Origin of the sequence: Cohnella thermotolerans DSM 17683 (assembly GCF_000429825.1) — a bacterium.
Lineage (GTDB): Bacteria > Bacillota > Bacilli > Paenibacillales > Paenibacillaceae > Cohnella > Cohnella thermotolerans.
On the sequence record NZ_KE386966.1, the window covers coordinates 48851 to 65487 of the forward strand.

Here is a 16637-nt window from a genome sequence, read left to right on the forward strand (position 1 = left end):
CACATCGAGTTCGTTCGTTTGTTAGAACGTATTGCTCAGATCGACGGGTTTGGACGCCGCCGCGGCTGTATCCTTCCTGAAGGTCGAGCGGGAAATCCGCTTGCTTAATTCGGCAAAATGACGCTCTTCGTCCAAGGGCAAATTCGCCCAGTCGTCCGTCCAGGAGGACAGGTGGATCGCGTTGGAGATCGTCAGGCCGAGGATGCCTTCCTCTCCCGGCGCGACCAGCTCTTCGCCGTGCAGAATGGCATTGGTGAAGTTCTGGATAATGCCGGCATGCTCCGGGTTCTCGCCTTGCGGGGGAATCTCGACCTTCCAGCATTCGGGCCGTGCGAACGGCGTTGAATTGCCGGCGTTGAATTGGGACTCCGGCACCCGCAGCCGCCAGAACGTCATTTTCCCGTCTTCGATGACGATTTTCCCCCGGTCGCCGGTTACTTCGAAGCGGTTCGTGCCCGGCGCGTCCGCGGTGGACGTGATGAACACGCCCGTGGCGCCGTTCGCGTATTCGGCGTAGGCCGTTACGTCGTTCTCTACCTCGATGTTCCGGTGCTTCCCTTCTTGGCAGAAGGCGCGAATACGCGTCGGCATCATGCCGATCGTCCATTGCCACAAGTCCAGCTGGTGCGGGCACTGGTTGATCAGAACGCCGCCGCCTTCGCCGGCCCACGTCGCGCGCCACGTTCCCGAGTCGTAATAGGCTTGCGAACGATACCAGTCGGTGATGATCCAGTTCGTTCGCCGGATCTCGCCGAGCTCGCCGGAAGCGATCAGCTCCCGCAGCTTCCGGTACAGCGGATTCATGCGCTGGTTGTAGACGATGCCGAATTTCTTGCCGCTGGCCGCGGCCGCTTCGTTCATCTCCCGCACCTGCTTCGCGTATACGCCGGCCGGCTTCTCGATCAGCACGTGCTTGCCTTTGGCGAAGGCGCGGATCGCTTCGGACGGATGATCGTAATGCGGGCAGGCGACCAGAACGGCGTCGACAAGGCCGGATTCCAGCATCGCCTCGGAATTTTCGAACACCGCCACGTCCGTCCAGCGCTCCTTCGCCCACTCCCGCCTGCTCTCGCTTCCGTCGCATACCGCCGCCAATTCCGCGCCGGCGATGCGGCCCGACCACAGCAGATCGGCATGCGAGCTGCCCATGTTGCCGACGCCGACGATTCCATAACGCACCTTAGGCGTTTCCGCCTTTTGCCCATTCGATTGAACTGTCATGCGTGTTTTCTCCTCCGTTCTCAGCCTCGGCAAGCCAACGCCTTCCGCTCGGCTGCGGCGATCTTCGCCGGTTGAGACCGTCTTGCAGCCGTTGCCAAGCGTTTGATTGTCATTTCCGCTTCAATGGCAGGAAAGCGGCCGCGCCGTTGCCGCTGCGGCATGGCGCGCGTTTCCGGCAGGGCGTGTTCGCCTCCCGCGTAAGCGTTTTAAGTTGCCGTTCAGGGTCATTTTAGCACATCCGTCAGCGTGGAAAGGCTCGATTCCGGCATTGCGTAACCACAGTCAAACGAACAAGGAAAGTGCGAAACGACAGTTAAGAGTTGGCGCTATAGGAGGGGAATGGCGGGAGCAGGAGCAGGCATGCGGCACAGCCGGTGGCGGATGGGCGAACTAGAGGCGGGGGGATGTGAGGAACTCCGTTCCTCTCTTGCGGCTCTCTGGTTGCTTCAAACTTGACGATTCGATTGTCCGACATCGAAACGGAAGGCACGCTCTATGGTAGGGCACAGCAACTTGCCTTAATGTTCACGACGATTGACGATGACGAACGGCAGTCTTGGCGCGGTAGTTGAGTTCAATTGCAGTGGCATCATTACCGAGTCTTGCTGCAGCAGCAACGCCCCCTCGCCTTCAGCGAGCCTGGCGATTTCTGCAGGTTATCCCCAAACTTATCCCCAATTTAATCACATTATCCACAATTTCGCCCTATAGTTCCTATCCGCAATTTCGCCCCCTGGCTCCTATCGTCCGACTGCGCCTCATGTCCCAATCCTCGCCTCGCCGAACGACGAAGGAGGCCGCCCGGAATCGTCTGCGTTCCGAACGGCCTCCCCTGTCTTCGTCTCCGGGTTATCCCCTTGCCACGCCCGCTTGCAGCCGGCTCTCCATATACCGCTTCATCTCGCGCAGAAGCTCGACGGACGCGTCGATCTCCACCTTGCGCGTGGACACGCTCTCGACGCTGCAGCCGATCGGCATCCCTTTCTCCAGACCGAATTCGAACAGCTCCTCGAAAATTTCGCGCGACAGGCGAACCGACTTCTCCAGAATATCGTGCGAATGAAGCAATTCGTTCTCCAACCACCTCGGTATGCTGATGCCGAGCCACTTCATGAACGCCAGCGTCTTCTGCGAGCCGCACGGAGCCAGATTGAACAGGATAGGCGCCATGTCGATGCCGTTCTCCCGGCAATGATAATAGTAGTCCGACAAGAAATTTTTCGATGCTTCCACGTCGTACACCGCCTGGGAGATAAAGAACGAGCATCCGCCGTTCTGCTTCCCGACCACGCGCAGGTGCTCGTCCCCCTTGCTCTCGTGGCGCTCGGGAATGACGACGCCTCCCAGCGTCAGCCGTCTGTTCAGCTCGCCGCTAAGCCTGTAAGCTTCCGGCAACCGCATCGTGACGGCCTGCTTGCCGGACGAGGCGCCGACGAACACGGAGAAGCGGTCCTCTCCCCCGTCCGCCCGGATCCAATCCGCAAGTTCCTCGCTCGTCTGCTTGCCTACCACCTTGTAGATGATTTTCGGAACGTCCAATCCGCTTAAATATTTATGGCTGTACTCGGTCGGATCGATCGTGGACAAATACGGGAACGGCCGATCCTGGTCGATGCGGTCGGCTTCGTCCTGCACGTCGTACAGCACCAAGCCGTCGATACCGCTTCCCGCCAGCCGTTCCACCTGCTTGCGCGCGATTTCGGCAATTTTCTCCTTGTCGTACGTTTGCTTCGGGGGCGTCATGCCGTATGTCAAAATGCCGGCTTGCCGGTTTGCGATTTTCTGCTTGAGCATTCGTGTTCTCCTTAAGGCAGAGTATCGAAGGTGCGTCCTCTTCAAAGCGGTTACAACTTCTAATTTCCAGTTTAACACTTCGATATTGCGGCTTGAAGCCTTTCTTTGCTTATCCATAAAACCAAATTTTTATAACCGGCTATAGCCGCAGACTATAACGACCGAACGACGCACCGTCGAGCGATTCCTGCAAAAAAACAACCCTATGCCCGGCGGTTTAAGCCGAAACATAGGGAAGTCGGCGGCGAGAGCGTCTATCAAACGTTGAAAGCCTTCATCGCCTTCATCAGGTCTTTGACCGACGGCCGCTTGCCGTACATGAGCACGCCGGCGCGGTAGATCTTGGCGGACAACCAGCCGAGGATCAGAACGCTGGCCAGCAAAATGCCGACCGACAGCGCAATCTCCCACCACGCCGGGTTCGCGAGGCCGATGCGCAGGAACATGATGAACGGAGAGAAGAACGGAATGTAGGAGCAGACGACGACGAGCGGGCTGTCCGGGTGCGACAGGCTGAAGAGCGCGATGTAGAAGCCGGCCAGCGACAGCATCGTAACCGGCATGACCGCCTGGCCCAAGTCCTCGGTCCGGCTGACGATGGAGCCGACCGCCGCGAACAGCATCGCGTACAGGAAAAATCCGGCCAGGTAAAAGAAGACGGCGAATACAATCATCTTCGGATTGATCGTGTCCAGCCGGATGCCGAACGACTTCAGGGACTCGACGTTTTGCGGCAACATCAGGTTGGCGACCGCCGCTCCGACGAGCACCGCCAGTTGGATCAGCCCGACGAGGAACGTGCCGATCACCTTGCCGAACATTTGCTTAAGCGGAGATACGCTTGTGACGATGATCTCCATGACGCGCGAGCTTTTCTCGGACGTAATCTCGGTGGCGATCAACTGCCCGGTGATCATAACGGACATGAACAGCAGAATCAGAATGGCGTACGTCAGTCCGATCGCCGTTCCCTGCTCCTCCGCCGTCTTGCCGGTCGCCTCGTCGCTAATTTGAACGGCCTCCAGCTTCACCGGATCGAACAGCTTCGACAATTGCTCCTTCGTCAGTTTCGCGTCCCGTACCGCCTGCTCGGTCTTTACCGTCCGCAGGGCGGTCTGCAGCGCTTCCGACGTGCCGGTGTCCAGCATCTTCTTCGAATAATAGGTCACATCCGGGAAGCCGGCTTCCGGGTTGTCCGCGAACAGCAGATAGCCTTTGATCTTCTTGTCGGCGATCGCTTGCTTGAGCGCCGCCGTCCGATCCTCGGCCGATCCCGACGCCTCGACCGGCACGAGGCTGACGTCCGGCTTCTCCTGCTTGCCGAAGTAAGCCTCCAGCCCTTGGACGATCGAGCCCTGCTCACCCGCGACGTAGCCGACCTTCGTCGGTCCTCCCCCGGACGCGAACTTGTTGATGAAGGAAGGAACGTTCGCCCCCACGACGAGTACGATGCCCAGAATGACCGTCGTGATGATGAACGATTTGTTGCGGATTTTGTTCCGCATCGTAAACGACATGACGGTCCACATGCTATTCATGGCGGTCACCTACCGTTCGGATAAAAATTTCGTTCAGCGTCGGCTCCAGCAGCTCGAACCTTCGAACCGGACCTTGCACGAGCGCGTGACGGAGCACCTGCTGAGCGACGTCGGGCGTCCGCACCTTCAGCTCATAGCCCCCGTTCTCGTGCCGGGTCATGCCGAGCACGCCTGGAATTTGCTCCAGCCCTTCGACCGGCCGGTCGGCCGCAAGCACGACCCGCTCCTGCGGGAAGCGCGACTTGATCTCCTTGATCGATCCCTGCAGCACGGGGTTCGACCGGTGCATGATCGTAATGTTGCGGCACAGCTCCTCGACGTGCTCCATCCGGTGGGTGGAGAACAGAATGCTCGTGCCCGCGTCGCGGAGTTCCTTCACCGTCGACTTGAGCAACTCCACGTTCACCGGGTCCAGACCGCTGAACGCTTCGTCCAGAATGAGAATGCGGGGACGGTGGATGACGGCGGCGATGAACTGGATTTTCTGCTGGTTGCCCTTGGACAGCTCTTCGACTTTCTTGTTGTAATATTCCGAGATTTCAAAGCGCTCCAGCCACCTCTTCAGATTGTCGTCGGCGTCTTTGCGCTTCATGCCGCGCAGTTGCCCCAGATAGATGATTTGGTCGCTCACCCGGATTTTCGGATACATGCCTCTCTCTTCCGGCAAATAGCCGAGCATGCGCAGCTGTTCTTGTCCATAGGGCTTGCCGAAATAACGGATGCTTCCCTGATCGGGCATAATGAGTCCAAGCACCATTCGCATCGTGGTCGTCTTGCCCGCGCCGTTGGCGCCGAGCAGACCGTAAATTTCCCCTTCGGCCACTTCCAGGCCGATGCCGTTGACGGCGGTTTTGTCGCCGTAATGCTTCACGACTTTCTCTACAACTAACGGCTTCATCGCCTTGCTTCCTCCTTCCGAATGAGACAGTCCAGAATTTCCTCCAGTTCCATGCGCCGAACCGTCATCACCTGGCAGCCCGCCGACCGGCCGTACGCTTCCGCTTCTTCGGGCAGATCGGTCTCCAGCCGGTAAATCCCCGGGGCGGACTCCGTCAAGCCTTGAAGCCCGGGCGCCCGGGCCAGCTTGGCTTGCGCGTCCGGCTCCTGCGAAGCCAGTACGATCGAGCGCCAGCCGTCGAACAGCGCATCCTTCTCGTAGAATCCGAGACTTTTGCCCCGATGGAGGAACAGGATGCAGTCGGCCAGCCGCCTTACTTCCTCGGTAATGTGCGACGCGATCACCAAGGTGCGGTCCCCTTGCTCCATGTAGCGCCCCAGCTCGCTCAGCATCGTTTTCCAGGCAAAAGGGTCCAGGCCGGACGATGGCTCGTCAAGCAGCAGCAGCTCCGGGTTGTGGGCCATGGCGATGGCCAGCTCCACTTTGCGCCGCATGCCCTTGGACAGCTTGCGCAGCTTGGCGGTGCCGTCGGCGTCGAAGCTGCGGAGCAGCTTGCGGTAGCGGTCCCAGTCCCATCCGGGGTACCACTTGGCCGCGAAGCGGGCCTTCTCTTCCGCGGTCAGCGAGTCCTCGTAAGCGTGAGGAAGCTCCGCAAGGTAGCCGATGCGCAGCTTGACGCTCTCGTCGGTTTCCGGCCGCACCGGCTCTCCCAGCAGCTCCGCTTCGCCTTCGCGGTAAGGCTCCAACTGCATGAGCAGCCTGAACAGCGTGCTCTTGCCGGAGCCGTTCGGACCGACGATGGCGGTCACAAGTCCGCGCGGCATTTCCACGTTTAATGGCCCTAACGTGAACCGTTCCCCCCGAACGACCACCTGGCGAAGCGATACGGCGATATCATTCCTCGGATGCGCGGTCATCCGCCTCCCCCTTTCGTCCCGCAGTTCGTCTGGCGATCACATCCCGAAGGATGCTCTCCATCTCCTGAGGCGTGCAATGCAACTGCAAGCCGGTCTCCACCGCCTTCTCGAACGCTTCGACGACCCGTTCGTGCCGATGGCCTTCCCGGACGACCGCGTCGACGCCGGCCACGAACGTCCCCGTGCCCTGCCGGGTTCGGAGCAAGCCTTCGCTCTCCAAATCCTGATACACCCGGCGTATCGTAATGACGCTGCATTTGAGTGCGACGGCAAGCTCCCGAATGGAGGGCAGCAATGTGCCTTCGGCCAGCTCTTCGCCCAGAATAAGCCCCCGGAGCTGCGTCTCGATCTGATGGTACAAGGGCTCCGGGCGGTTCTCGTCAATTTGAATCGGTATCCACACATGCCCACCCCTTCTCCTGACGGATCAGAAGATATACCTCCTGATTTGCATCCGGCGAATCGTCAATCGATAGGCAAGCCCGAGCGCAACGGCTGCGACGAGAAGCGCCGCCGCCGGCAAGAGCAAGGGCTGCTTCGATACGGCGCGAAGCACTTCCCGAATGAGGCTGACGTCTTGCCAGGCCGCCAGAGCGCTGATCAGGCCCACCAGAAGCGTATATCCCAAGTACCATATGACGAACATCTTCCCAGGGAAGCCGAGCTCCAGATAAAGGTAAGCCGCCTGGACGGTCAACCCGTACCCTATCCAGACAAGACCGGCCGCTATCCATTCCGCCGCCCCGGCCGTCTTATCGAAACTCGAGTGAGCGATCGCTTGCATCGCGATAAACAGACTTCCCGCAATCGCCATGACGAGCACGGCTTGCGCAATCCGCGCCCCGACGATGGCGCGAATCGGAATGGGCATCGTGCGCCAATGGGCGATTCGCCGGGTGAACGGGTCGTTCCGCCAATAGGTGAAGACGGTCCGGTTCATGAGACAGCCGAATAGCGGGAAACCGAACAAATAAAGCCAATCCCGCATCCCGTTCAAATAGCGATCCGCACCCGTGTGAACGTCTGGTACGTCGAGGGCGCCTGTGACGAAGACGCCAAAGTAAATCGCGAAAAAAGCCGTTACCGCCACTCCGGTCCATTCCCTTCGCAGCTCGAAGGCGACGATGGCGACGATCGCCCGCCATTCCTTCATGTTCGGGACCTCCTATCCTAAAGGCGGTGTTTATACTGTGTATATCGTTATATACAGTATAAACACAATGGGAATTTCCTGTCAACAGGAGAAAATCCAGGCCCGTTTTCCTTTGTCTCTTCGCAGTCTTATAATAGGGACAGACGGTTCGTTGTTTATAGGAGGCCAATGATGATTCGAAAACCGCAGGGCAATCGCCGCAAGCCGGAGGACGCCAAGACGTTCGCCGTGCCGGAAGCCGCGGAGCTGTTGCCTTTTCTGCTCAGCCGTTTGTCCCACACCGGGCGCAATTCCGTCAAATCGATGCTGGCGAGAGGCCAGGTGTCAGTGAACGGACGCGCCGAGACGGCGTACAATTACCCGTTGAAAGCCGGAGATTCCGTCACGATAAGCAAGAAGCGAATCGAAGAAAAGCCGCGCCTGCTCGGCCTATCGATTCTTTACGAGGACGACGATCTGATCGTCGTTCACAAAGAGGCCGGCTTGCTCTCGATCGCTTCGCCCCATGATACGGAGGCCGTTACCGCTTACCGCCAGCTCATGGACCACGTTCGGCGGCAGCATCCGTCGAACCGCGTTTTTATCGTACATCGGCTCGACCGCGACACTTCGGGCGTCATGATGTACGCCAAGAGCGAGAAGATTCAGCAAGCGCTGCAGAACAACTGGCAGGAAGCGGTGCAGGAGAGGACTTATATCGCGCTCGTGGAGGGAAGGGTGCGGAAGGCGGAAGGGACGATATCCTCCTGGCTGAAGGAGAGCAAGACGCTGAAAATGTACTCCAGCCCCCACCCGGGCGACGGGCTGCATGCGGTTACGCATTACAAGACGCTGCGAACGGGCGAAGGTTTTTCCTTGCTGGAGGTTCGTCTGGAGACGGGGCGCAAAAACCAGATTCGCGTCCATATGCAGGACATCGGTCATCCGATCGTCGGCGACAAGAAGTACGGCTCCCGCTCGAAAGCCATCGGCCGCCTCGGACTGCATGCAAGCGTCCTCGCGTTCGTCCATCCGGCGACCGGCGAGCGATTGCGCTTCGAGAGCCCGCTGCCCAAGGCTTTTCTGGCCCCGTTCCGCACCGCGGAAACCTCGTAATAAAAAACGGTTGAGGCGAGGCGACTGCGCCTTGCCCAACCGTTTTTTTTCATCGGTCAAATGCCGAAAATCGCGTTGATCACCGGTTTCGTATGCCCGCCCGGATACAACAAATACAACAGCACGTAAACCGTAATGCCGGTAATGGCGGTAATAAACCAGATGACGGCGGTCACCCGTCCCCATCTGCGGTGCTTCGCAAAGCTTTGCCGGAACGCCAGCGTCAGCGTCGTGATGCCGAACACGGCCGCAACCATGGCGAGCACGATGTGGAAAATCAGGAAGATCGTATACAGCGTCTTCAGATTGTCCGGCCCGCCCCATTCGGTGTTGCCCACGAAGACCGTTCGCGACACGTATATCAGGAAGAACAGCACGGCCGCGACCGCTCCGGCCAGCATCACCTTCTGATGGGCTTCCCGCTTGCCTAGGAGGATCAGCCGCCACCCGATCGCGACCAATATCGCGCTCAGAGCGATAAAGCTTGTACTGACGGTCGGGAAAATCTCATACCAGGACATGAACAGTTCACCTGCTCCAATGGACGATTGATGGAAGCCTGTCCGCAAGCGCATGAGACGCCGTTGCCGGCGGGGAGGCTCCTAGCTGATAACATTGTACCTTGCGCCCGCAAGATGTTCAAATGCAGACGACGCAACGTCACACATTGTTCAAACGTCCGGAGGACGCATGGTCGAACGCCGGATCGTCCTCTTGGGCCCGTTCCTTCCGGTACCATTGCATGAAGACCGTGAACAGCGCCCAGATGTTGATAAACTCCTGCAGCAGCTTCATGACGATCCCGCCGAGCTGCTGGTCTTCGCGCGGCCCCATGACGCTGAAAAATCCCGGCCCCTTGAACTGCGCGAGCAGCTCGGCCGGATTGCCGGACACGCAATAGCGCATCGCTTGCGCCCATACCTGCGGATCGTTGTAAACCGAAAACAGCGGTTCGCTGGCGAAAATAATGAGGACGCACGCGGGCGTCAGCAGCAAGCCGTTAAGGAAAATGTAGCCGAGCCGGCGCAGCGAAGTCAGCTTCGCCCATTCCGGGACGGGGCACAGAATGTGCCACCAGTTCAGCAGAGCGGCAAGGAGCAGCCCGACGTAGTAAACGCCGTGTACGAAGTAGTGCACCATGATCCAATCGTGAATGTCCGGGATGTGATACACCGAGAACATCAAATTGAACAGAAAAAGTCCGAACAGCGGCTGCGCGAGAAACTTCAGCGGTCTCCAGAAGCGCAGCCGGAATAGCGACCGCCACAGCCATGCGGGAATCGCATAGAGCAGCATCGGCGGAACCATGACATAAGAGATCGCCATATCGGTCATATGGAACGTAAACATCAGATGCCCGAGCAGGCTGAGCGGTCCTCCGTGGACGAAGTAGAGCAGCACTGCCGCCAGGTAGAACGTCAACTGCTTGCCGATGGGGACCGGTTCCGAATCGGCGAACCGTTCGCGCCAAGGACCGACGATAAAGGCGTACAGCGTTGCAACGGCCAGCATGAAGACGAGAAAATACGGGCTCCACAAATCGCTGAACGAAAAATACTCCAAGCCCAACACTTCGCTCTCCCCCTTTCGATAGAAAGTGAAAAAGAGGCGGGAACGCGGCCCGCCTCTTTGCAGTTTAACCTGTAACGATTACCACCATACCCAATAGCTGGCCATGATGACCATCGTAAACACGACGATCACGCCGAACGCGATGCCAATAATCGGGAACATATGGCCGCGATCCTTCATGTGCATCCAGAACGCAAGCTGAACGAAAACTTGAATCATGGCCATACCTACAAGAATAATGTAGGTGAATTGGGTATTGATCTCGCCCGCCGCCACTGCGGCGAAAGCGATCAGCGTCAGTGCGAGGGACAGCACGAAGGCAACGATATGCTTGCGCGGGCCTTCGACCTTATGGCGTCTAGCTTCTCCTTCGGATACCGAATGGTTGCCGCTCGACATCTGGTCAACCCACCTTTCCCATCAGGTAAACAACGGTGAAGATGAATACCCATACTACGTCGATAAAGTGCCAGTAAATCGCCGACACATAAATTTTGGGGGCGGTGACGACGGTCAGGCCTTTCTTCAAAATTTGAAGAATGAGCAAGCCGATCCACAGAACCCCGAAGGCGACGTGCGCGCCGTGGAAGCCGACCAGCGTATAGAACGAGGAACTGAACGCGCTCGTATTCATGCGATGGCCTTCTTTGACGTAATTCGTGAACTCGTAAATTTCCAGGCCGAGGAAGGCCAGGCCGAGCACGATCGTGATCAGAAGCCAGCCCAGCATCGGCTTCACTTGGTTGCGGTGCATCGCTTGAACCGCGAATACGCTCATCAAGCTGGAGAACAGCAGGATCATCGTAGCCGCGAATACCATCGGCAGCTCGAACAGCTCGGAAGGCTTCGGGCCGTCGCCGATGTTGTGACGAAGGGCCAGGAAGGCCGAGAACAGGGTGCCGAACAGCACGGTCTCTGCTCCAAGGAAGAGCCAGAAGCCCAGCACCTTGTTGCGCCCTTCCAGGGTCGCCTTCTCGGGCTCATGGGGCAACTGTCCGTTTGCGATCTCATGCGCGCTCATGCGTGCACCCCCTTCTCTTGTTCCTCTTCTTCGATATGGAAGCCGTGATCGTCGAACACCGAGCGGAGGAACATGCAGAACAGCGTAACGGCAATCCCGCCGATGGCGAGATACAGCTTATCGTACATGAATCCGAAGCCCGCGATAAACAATCCGATGCTCATGATGAGCGGAAGGAAGGACGGCGAAGGCATATGGATCGGGCCGGGCGGTTCCGCGGGCGTCATCTCGGTATGGCCTTCCATCTTCTCCTTCCACCATGCATCGAAGCCGCGAACGAGCGGCAGTTGCTTGAAGTTGTATTCCGGCGGCGGCGACGGGATCGACCATTCGAGCGAGCGTCCGTCTTCCCAGGCGTCGGCCTTGGCGTTGCGCGGTTTGGCCGACGTCACGACGACGTTCACAAGGAACGCGATCGTGGCTACGCCCATCAGGAAAGCACCGATCGTGGAGATCAGGTTCATCGTGTCGAACCCTTGGTTCGGCAAGTACGTCCATACGCGGCGCGGCATCCCCAGCAAGCCGAGAAAGTGCTGCACGAAGAACGTCAAGTGGAAGCCGATGAAAAACGTCCAGAACGTCAGCTTGCCGATCCATTCGTTCAGCATGCGGCCGAACATCTTCGGCCACCAGTAGTGCAGCCCGGCGAAAATGCTGAACACCAAGCCGCCGACGATAACGTAATGGAAGTGACCGACGACGAAGTAGGTGTCGTGGTATTGGTAGTCGGCCGGCGCTACGGCCAGCATGACGCCGGTTACGCCGCCCATGACGAACGTCGGAATGAATCCGATCGCGAACATGGAAGCGGCGGTGAACCGGATGGAACCGCCCCACAACGTAAACAGCCAGTTGAATACCTTGACCCCCGTCGGCACCGCGATAAGCATCGTCGCGATGGAGAACAAAGCGTTGGCGACGGGGCCGAGACCGGTGGTGAACATATGGTGCGCCCAGACCATGAAGCCCAGGAAGGCGATCAGGACGGTGGCGAACACCATGGAGCTGTAGCCGAACAGCCGCTTGCGGGCGAAGGTGCTGACGACTTCAGAGATCACTCCGAAAGCCGGCAGAATAAGAATGTAAACCTCAGGGTGACCGAACACCCAGAAGACGTGTTCCCACAATACCGCGCTGCCGCCGCTCGCCGTCTCGAAGAAGTTCGCCTGGAACAACCGGTCGAACATCAGAGCGACCAGGCCGACCGTAAGTACCGGGAAAGCGAAGACAATCAGCGCCGAAGTGATAAAGATCGTCCATGCAAACATCGGCATCCGCATGAAGGACATTCCCGGTGCCCTCATGTTGATGATCGTCGCCATAAAGTTGACGCCGCCGAGCAGCGTACCGATACCGGCGATCTGCAAGCCGAGCACGTAGTAGTCGACGCCGTGTCCGGAGTTGTAAGTAGGGCTGGCCAGCGGCACGTAAGACGTCCAGCCGGCGTCGGGCACATTGCCCGCAAACCAGCTGATGTTCAGCAGCAAGCCGCCGAAGAAGAAGGTCCAGAAGCCAAGCGCGTTAAGAAACGGAAACGCGACGTCCCGCGCGCCGATCTGCAGCGGAATGACGGCGTTCATCAACGCGAACAGCAGCGGCATGGCGGCAAGGAAGATCATCGTCGTGCCGTGCATCGTAATCAATTCGTTAAAGGTGTCGGCTCCGACGAAATTATTCATCGGCTTGATCAGCTGAATCCGGATCAAAATCGCTTCCAGACCGCCGACAAGGAAGAATAATCCGCCCGCCAGAAGATACAATATCCCGATCTTTTTGTGGTCAACGGTTGTGAGCCAGTCTAACAATCCGTGATACCGCTTGACCTTGTGCGCGTGTGCAGCCAAAGCCGCGTACCCCCTTCGCTCCTTGCCGATTTAGTAGTCCAGTTTGTAGTTGGCCAAGTACTTGGCGATGCCGTCGAGTTCCTCGTCCGTGAGGCCGATGTCCTTCGCGGAAGGCATCGTCGCGCCGGGCTTGACGCTGTTCGGATCCGTGATCCACTCTTTGAGGTTATCTTCGATCGGCGTCTCGTCGTTGTACAGGATGCCGCCGATCGTCTCGCGGCTGCCGATGCCCGTCAGGTTCGGCGCGCTCGCACCGCTGTTCGTCTCACCGATGGCATGGCAGGACAAGCACTTGCTCTGGAACGCTTCCTTAATCTTGCTGTCCTCCGCGTATTGAGCCGGTGCCTTCATTGCGGATACCCAGCGGTCGAACGAAGCCTGGTCGACAGCTTTCGCCTTGAAATCCATCAAGCTGTGGGAAGGGCCGCATAGCTCGGCGCACTTGCCGCGGAAGATGCCTTCCTTCGAAAATTCAAGATACATCTTGTTCGTAACGCCTGTATTCGTGTCCATCTTGCCGCCAATGGACGGAATCCAGAAGGAGTGCTTCACGTCGGCGGACGCCAGTTCGAACTCGACCTTCTTGCCCGTCGGAACGACCAGTTCCTGGGCCGTCGTGATGCCGTAGTCCGGATACTCGAATTCCCACCAGTATTGGTGAGAAGTCACCTTGACCTTCAAGGCGTCCTTGTCGTTGGAGTAGTCCTTGGACAATCCGAATACCGTATTGATCGTCGGAACGCCGAGAATCAACAGCAGAATAAGCGGGATGACCGTCCAGATGATCTCCAGCTTGTGGTTGCCCTCGACCTGCTTCGGAATCGAATTGTCGCCTTTGCGCCGGCGGAACCGGAGCAGGACATAAATACAAATGGCGAATACAACCACGACTACGAGCGCCATGATGCTGATCGACAGCTTCATCAGGTTGAATTGCTCCTGGGCAACAGGGCCTTGCGGTTTGAGCGTGGACAGATCGTCCCTCCCGCACGCCGACAAGAGCAGTACCATCCCCGCCAAGAGCGGGACAAGCCGCTTCATTACACGCCACCGATTCATCTTTTCAACCCCATCTCGACGTTTTCATAGACTGCCTGGAAACTTGTGGCGACACAGTCTACGTGTGTTTCATGGATGTCTGGAAACAAAAACCTTCCTAATCACTCTAATAACTATAAAGATTGGCACGTCATTTTGTCAATGTTCACAGACCAGTTCACAAATTGTTCTCAAAACTGTCAAAATCGTTGGTGCTACTGGGTTTGCGGCTCGTTAAGCGAACCTTGGCGGAGGCCTGAAAGGGTTTCCGAGCGCCCCGTGCAAACGTTATCTTGGCTGGGGCCGAACCGGATCGCGGCGACCTTTTCTCTCCATCATCTTTTACCAAAGACACCTGGTTTTATGTATGTTGACTCGGCATACTTTTCGTCCGTTGCGCAAACCCTAGGGCAAGAAGCTTCCCAAGGAGGATGGAACCATGGCTGCCCGACACTCGCTTGCGCGGCGCCGGATATTGGCGACCGTTTGCGGTTTGGCTCTCGTCTGCGGATTGACCGCGTGCAATTACACCTCCTATTATCAGAAGAGTTCGAACGATTACGCCAGCCGCGCGAAGAACGATCCGAAGATGACCCGAGTCCGTTCTTACGGCTCGTTAACGCACAATCCGAAGCAGCATGACAACCGGTATTTCGAATACAGCTCCAAAGCGTCCTACGATGTGAAAAGCTTGCCCGGCGTCAACGCCGCCATCGTCATGTTGACCGACAAGAACGCTTACGTCGCCATTTTGACGGACTGGACGGCAACAGGGACCAAATCGCACGGAGGCGCGTCCACACGGGAACAGGACAACACCGGGACGACCGAAGGCGTGTACAACGTCGACACGGGCGGCCGCACGGATGTCGGCCCCCGGGTCGCCACTCCTTACAATTCCTACTTTACCCACAAAGACGTCTCGGACCTCTCCTCCGAACTGAAGCAAGTGATCGGAGACACCGTTCGCCGAAGCAACCCCCGCGTCCAGGAAGTTCATATTTCGGCGAACAAGGAATTCGTCAATCAGATGCTCGAGTTCGCCAAGCAATCCTGGGGCGGGAAGCCGCTTGCTCCTCTGACGCCCCGGTTCAACCGTTTGATGAAGTACACGTTCGCTTCAAGCGACGAAATTCCGCTTCCTTTATACGAGAGCGGAACGCCCCGCTAAGCGGAAGAGACCGCCCGGCAGCCAGAAGCCGGGCGGTCTCTTTTGTCGGCGATGCGTTACACAGTTCTCCGAATCATAAAAAAAAGACCGGCCGCAGACCCGAGAGCCGCAAGCCGATCTTCACCCGCCTAAGAAGCCGGTGAATTTAATTTAACCAACTCTCGCTCCACGAGCAGAGTCAACTCGTCTTCGTAACCGCCTGTAATCCGATATTTGCGGATGTAATCTTTAACGAACTTGCGCGGGTCCTTGGGTTGGAAAATTCTAGTCAATTCTCTGAGACTTTCCTGAACTTCGTTGTGGCTTCGTTTTGCCATTGTAAGTCCCTCCCGGCGGAACGAATCCCGCAAGTTATGGCTGTTGCTGTCACACCCCGGTTGTCAGACAATTCAAACTTCACTTTCCCATTATACCAGTAAACGGGCGGGGTTAAAAGCAAAACCGTCACAATTGGACTTCAAACCAGTGCTTCGAGCCGGACAGCGCGAAGCGGCTGCCGGGCTGCAGCTCATAAATGAGACCCGGTTCGAGCCTTTCTCCGCCGGACAGGAACGTGCCGTTCGAGGAATGATGATCCTCCAGCAGGAACAGACCGCGCTCCTCTTCGTACTTTAACGAACAATGCTTGCGGCTGACTTCGCTGGCGTCGTAAGGAAACAGCAGCCCGCATTGCGCGGCGTCCCTGCCGAGGGTCAGCCAACGGTCCGACACTTTGAAGCCGCTTCCCGCAAATTCCCCTTCAAGCCCCCACAGGCTGGGGCAGCCTTTCTCGGCCGGAAGGGCTGCTTCCGGGCGATCCGGCACGGGCGGCAGCGGAACGGTATATTCAGGCAAGGTATTCCGCGGATTGGCTGCGTTCGCCTTAGCGCCAAGGGGCTCGGGCCCGGATCGAACGGGATCGCCCTCCGCCTCGTCGAAAGCCTCTTCCGCCTCGTCCTGCGCGTTCTTCGCCTTCGTCGTCATTTGCAAGAACGCAATAACGGCGATGACCGCCACGGCGATTCCGATTCCCATCGCGGCCAGAAGCGGCAGCGTGCCGACGCTCGCCTGGGCGGCCGTCGCCGTCGTGCGATCGGCCGCATTCGCGGGCGCGGCGCCGAATCCGAAGCCTATCGCCGTTCCCGCTCCCCACAACCTCGCCGTTCTTGCAGGCGAACGGGTCTTCGTTCCCCGAGCCCTCCTCGATTGCTCCGGCGATCGCGCGCCGAGTCGGCACCTTCCTGTCACCAACGCCCGCAGGCCGGATCCCCGGACCCGGTCCACGACCGTCACCATCAATTCGATCCCCCCTCTTATATCTATATCGGAACGAACGGGCAACGTCTTCACCCCCGGTTGGATGCGATTGATTCTGATTATTGTAAACGCTTACTAT

17 protein-coding genes are annotated in these 16637 nt (G+C 58.1%); 2 read left to right on the forward strand and 15 right to left on the reverse strand.

The annotated features are described in order from the left end of the window. Nucleotides 1-21: 21 nt before the first annotated feature. The 7 genes from G485_RS0123960 to G485_RS0123990 form a co-directional block, all read right to left on the reverse strand. Nucleotides 22-1221, reverse strand: a complete 1200-nt coding sequence (locus G485_RS0123960) for a Gfo/Idh/MocA family protein (protein WP_051318548.1) — start codon at nucleotides 1219-1221, stop codon at nucleotides 22-24. A gap of 849 nt (nucleotides 1222-2070) precedes the next feature. Continuing rightward, nucleotides 2071-3015, reverse strand: coding sequence for a methylenetetrahydrofolate reductase (locus G485_RS0123965; RefSeq protein ID WP_027094630.1), 945 nt, complete (start codon nucleotides 3013-3015; stop codon nucleotides 2071-2073). Between the two features lie 257 nt (nucleotides 3016-3272). Next, complete coding sequence (locus G485_RS0123970; protein ID WP_027094631.1) at nucleotides 3273-4553, reverse strand: ABC transporter permease; 1281 nt, start codon at nucleotides 4551-4553, stop codon at nucleotides 3273-3275. Further along, a complete protein-coding gene (locus tag G485_RS0123975) occupies nucleotides 4546-5451 on the reverse strand; it encodes an ABC transporter ATP-binding protein (RefSeq protein ID WP_027094632.1) in 906 nt (301 codons plus the stop codon). The genes G485_RS0123970 and G485_RS0123975 overlap by 8 nt, the downstream gene beginning before the upstream one ends. After that, nucleotides 5448-6368, reverse strand: coding sequence for an ABC transporter ATP-binding protein (locus G485_RS28070; RefSeq protein WP_051318549.1), 921 nt, complete (start codon nucleotides 6366-6368; stop codon nucleotides 5448-5450). The genes G485_RS0123975 and G485_RS28070 overlap by 4 nt, the downstream gene beginning before the upstream one ends. Further along, nucleotides 6346-6771 (reverse strand): GntR family transcriptional regulator, encoded by a 426-nt coding sequence (locus G485_RS0123985; protein ID WP_027094634.1) that lies wholly within the window; start codon nucleotides 6769-6771, stop codon nucleotides 6346-6348. The genes G485_RS28070 and G485_RS0123985 overlap by 23 nt, the downstream gene beginning before the upstream one ends. 24 nt (nucleotides 6772-6795) lie before the next feature. After that, complete coding sequence (locus G485_RS0123990) at nucleotides 6796-7521, reverse strand: hypothetical protein (RefSeq protein WP_027094635.1); 726 nt, start codon at nucleotides 7519-7521, stop codon at nucleotides 6796-6798. Between the two features lie 168 nt (nucleotides 7522-7689). On the opposite strand from G485_RS0123990, the gene G485_RS0123995 reads away from it, so the two are divergent. After that, on the forward strand, nucleotides 7690-8616 hold the full coding sequence (locus G485_RS0123995; RefSeq protein WP_156922568.1) for an RluA family pseudouridine synthase: 927 nt from the start codon (nucleotides 7690-7692) through the stop codon (nucleotides 8614-8616). A 56-nt stretch (nucleotides 8617-8672) separates the two neighbouring features. On the opposite strand, the gene G485_RS0124000 is transcribed toward G485_RS0123995, so the two are convergent. From G485_RS0124000 to coxB, 6 genes are all read right to left on the reverse strand, one after another. Beyond that, nucleotides 8673-9137 (reverse strand): DUF420 domain-containing protein, encoded by a 465-nt coding sequence (locus G485_RS0124000; protein ID WP_027094637.1) that lies wholly within the window; start codon nucleotides 9135-9137, stop codon nucleotides 8673-8675. Nucleotides 9138-9276: 139 nt separating this feature from the next. Beyond that, the gene (gene ctaG / locus G485_RS0124005) at nucleotides 9277-10188 is read right to left on the reverse strand and encodes a cytochrome c oxidase assembly factor CtaG (RefSeq protein ID WP_027094638.1); all 912 of its coding nucleotides are present in this window, start codon (nucleotides 10186-10188) and stop codon (nucleotides 9277-9279) included. A gap of 78 nt (nucleotides 10189-10266) precedes the next feature. Beyond that, nucleotides 10267-10587, reverse strand: coding sequence for a cytochrome C oxidase subunit IV family protein (locus tag G485_RS0124010; RefSeq protein WP_027094639.1), 321 nt, complete (start codon nucleotides 10585-10587; stop codon nucleotides 10267-10269). Between the two features lie 4 nt (nucleotides 10588-10591). Beyond that, nucleotides 10592-11209, reverse strand: a complete 618-nt coding sequence (locus G485_RS0124015) for a cytochrome (ubi)quinol oxidase subunit III (RefSeq protein ID WP_027094640.1) — start codon at nucleotides 11207-11209, stop codon at nucleotides 10592-10594. Next, on the reverse strand, nucleotides 11206-13053 hold the full coding sequence (ctaD, locus tag G485_RS0124020) for a cytochrome c oxidase subunit I (RefSeq protein ID WP_027094641.1): 1848 nt from the start codon (nucleotides 13051-13053) through the stop codon (nucleotides 11206-11208). The genes G485_RS0124015 and ctaD overlap by 4 nt, the downstream gene beginning before the upstream one ends. A 30-nt stretch (nucleotides 13054-13083) precedes the next feature. Continuing rightward, complete coding sequence (gene coxB, locus G485_RS0124025) at nucleotides 13084-14094, reverse strand: cytochrome c oxidase subunit II (RefSeq protein ID WP_027094642.1); 1011 nt, start codon at nucleotides 14092-14094, stop codon at nucleotides 13084-13086. A 436-nt stretch (nucleotides 14095-14530) separates the two neighbouring features. Here coxB and G485_RS0124030 point away from each other — a divergent pair, with 436 nt between their 5' ends. Then, entirely contained in the window at nucleotides 14531-15262 is a 732-nt protein-coding gene (locus G485_RS0124030; RefSeq protein WP_027094643.1) for a hypothetical protein, read from the forward strand. A gap of 128 nt (nucleotides 15263-15390) precedes the next feature. Here the strand turns inward: G485_RS0124030 and G485_RS0124035 are convergent, their stop codons facing one another. Both G485_RS0124035 and G485_RS0124040 read right to left on the reverse strand, forming a co-directional pair. Further along, nucleotides 15391-15579 carry a hypothetical protein gene (locus tag G485_RS0124035; protein WP_027094644.1) on the reverse strand — a complete coding sequence of 63 codons (189 nt, stop codon included), beginning with the start codon at nucleotides 15577-15579 and terminating at the stop codon, nucleotides 15391-15393. Between the two features lie 127 nt (nucleotides 15580-15706). Further along, a complete protein-coding gene (locus tag G485_RS0124040; protein ID WP_027094645.1) occupies nucleotides 15707-16537 on the reverse strand; it encodes an FHA domain-containing protein in 831 nt (276 codons plus the stop codon). Between the last annotated feature and the right edge of the window lie 100 nt (nucleotides 16538-16637).

What these genes read in the sequence shown, in the direction of transcription:
- G485_RS0123960 (WP_051318548.1), bottom strand. Translation starts at nt 1,221, where the DNA reads ATGACAGTTCAATCGAATGGGCAAAAGGCGGAAACGCCTAAGGTGCGT.
- G485_RS0123965 (WP_027094630.1), bottom strand. Translation starts at nt 3,015, where the DNA reads ATGCTCAAGCAGAAAATCGCAAACCGGCAAGCCGGCATTTTGACATAC.
- G485_RS0123970 (WP_027094631.1), bottom strand. Translation starts at nt 4,553, where the DNA reads ATGAATAGCATGTGGACCGTCATGTCGTTTACGATGCGGAACAAAATC.
- G485_RS0123975 (WP_027094632.1), bottom strand. Translation starts at nt 5,451, where the DNA reads ATGAAGCCGTTAGTTGTAGAGAAAGTCGTGAAGCATTACGGCGACAAA.
- G485_RS28070 (WP_051318549.1), bottom strand. Translation starts at nt 6,368, where the DNA reads ATGACCGCGCATCCGAGGAATGATATCGCCGTATCGCTTCGCCAGGTG.
- G485_RS0123990 (WP_027094635.1), bottom strand. Translation starts at nt 7,521, where the DNA reads ATGAAGGAATGGCGGGCGATCGTCGCCATCGTCGCCTTCGAGCTGCGA.
- G485_RS0123995 (WP_156922568.1), top strand. Translation starts at nt 7,690, where the DNA reads ATGATGATTCGAAAACCGCAGGGCAATCGCCGCAAGCCGGAGGACGCC.
- G485_RS0124000 (WP_027094637.1), bottom strand. Translation starts at nt 9,137, where the DNA reads ATGTCCTGGTATGAGATTTTCCCGACCGTCAGTACAAGCTTTATCGCT.
- G485_RS0124010 (WP_027094639.1), bottom strand. Translation starts at nt 10,587, where the DNA reads ATGTCGAGCGGCAACCATTCGGTATCCGAAGGAGAAGCTAGACGCCAT.
- G485_RS0124015 (WP_027094640.1), bottom strand. Translation starts at nt 11,209, where the DNA reads ATGAGCGCGCATGAGATCGCAAACGGACAGTTGCCCCATGAGCCCGAG.
- coxB (WP_027094642.1), bottom strand. Translation starts at nt 14,094, where the DNA reads ATGAAGCGGCTTGTCCCGCTCTTGGCGGGGATGGTACTGCTCTTGTCG.
- G485_RS0124030 (WP_027094643.1), top strand. Translation starts at nt 14,531, where the DNA reads ATGGCTGCCCGACACTCGCTTGCGCGGCGCCGGATATTGGCGACCGTT.
- G485_RS0124035 (WP_027094644.1), bottom strand. Translation starts at nt 15,579, where the DNA reads ATGGCAAAACGAAGCCACAACGAAGTTCAGGAAAGTCTCAGAGAATTG.
- G485_RS0124040 (WP_027094645.1), bottom strand. Translation starts at nt 16,537, where the DNA reads ATGGTGACGGTCGTGGACCGGGTCCGGGGATCCGGCCTGCGGGCGTTG.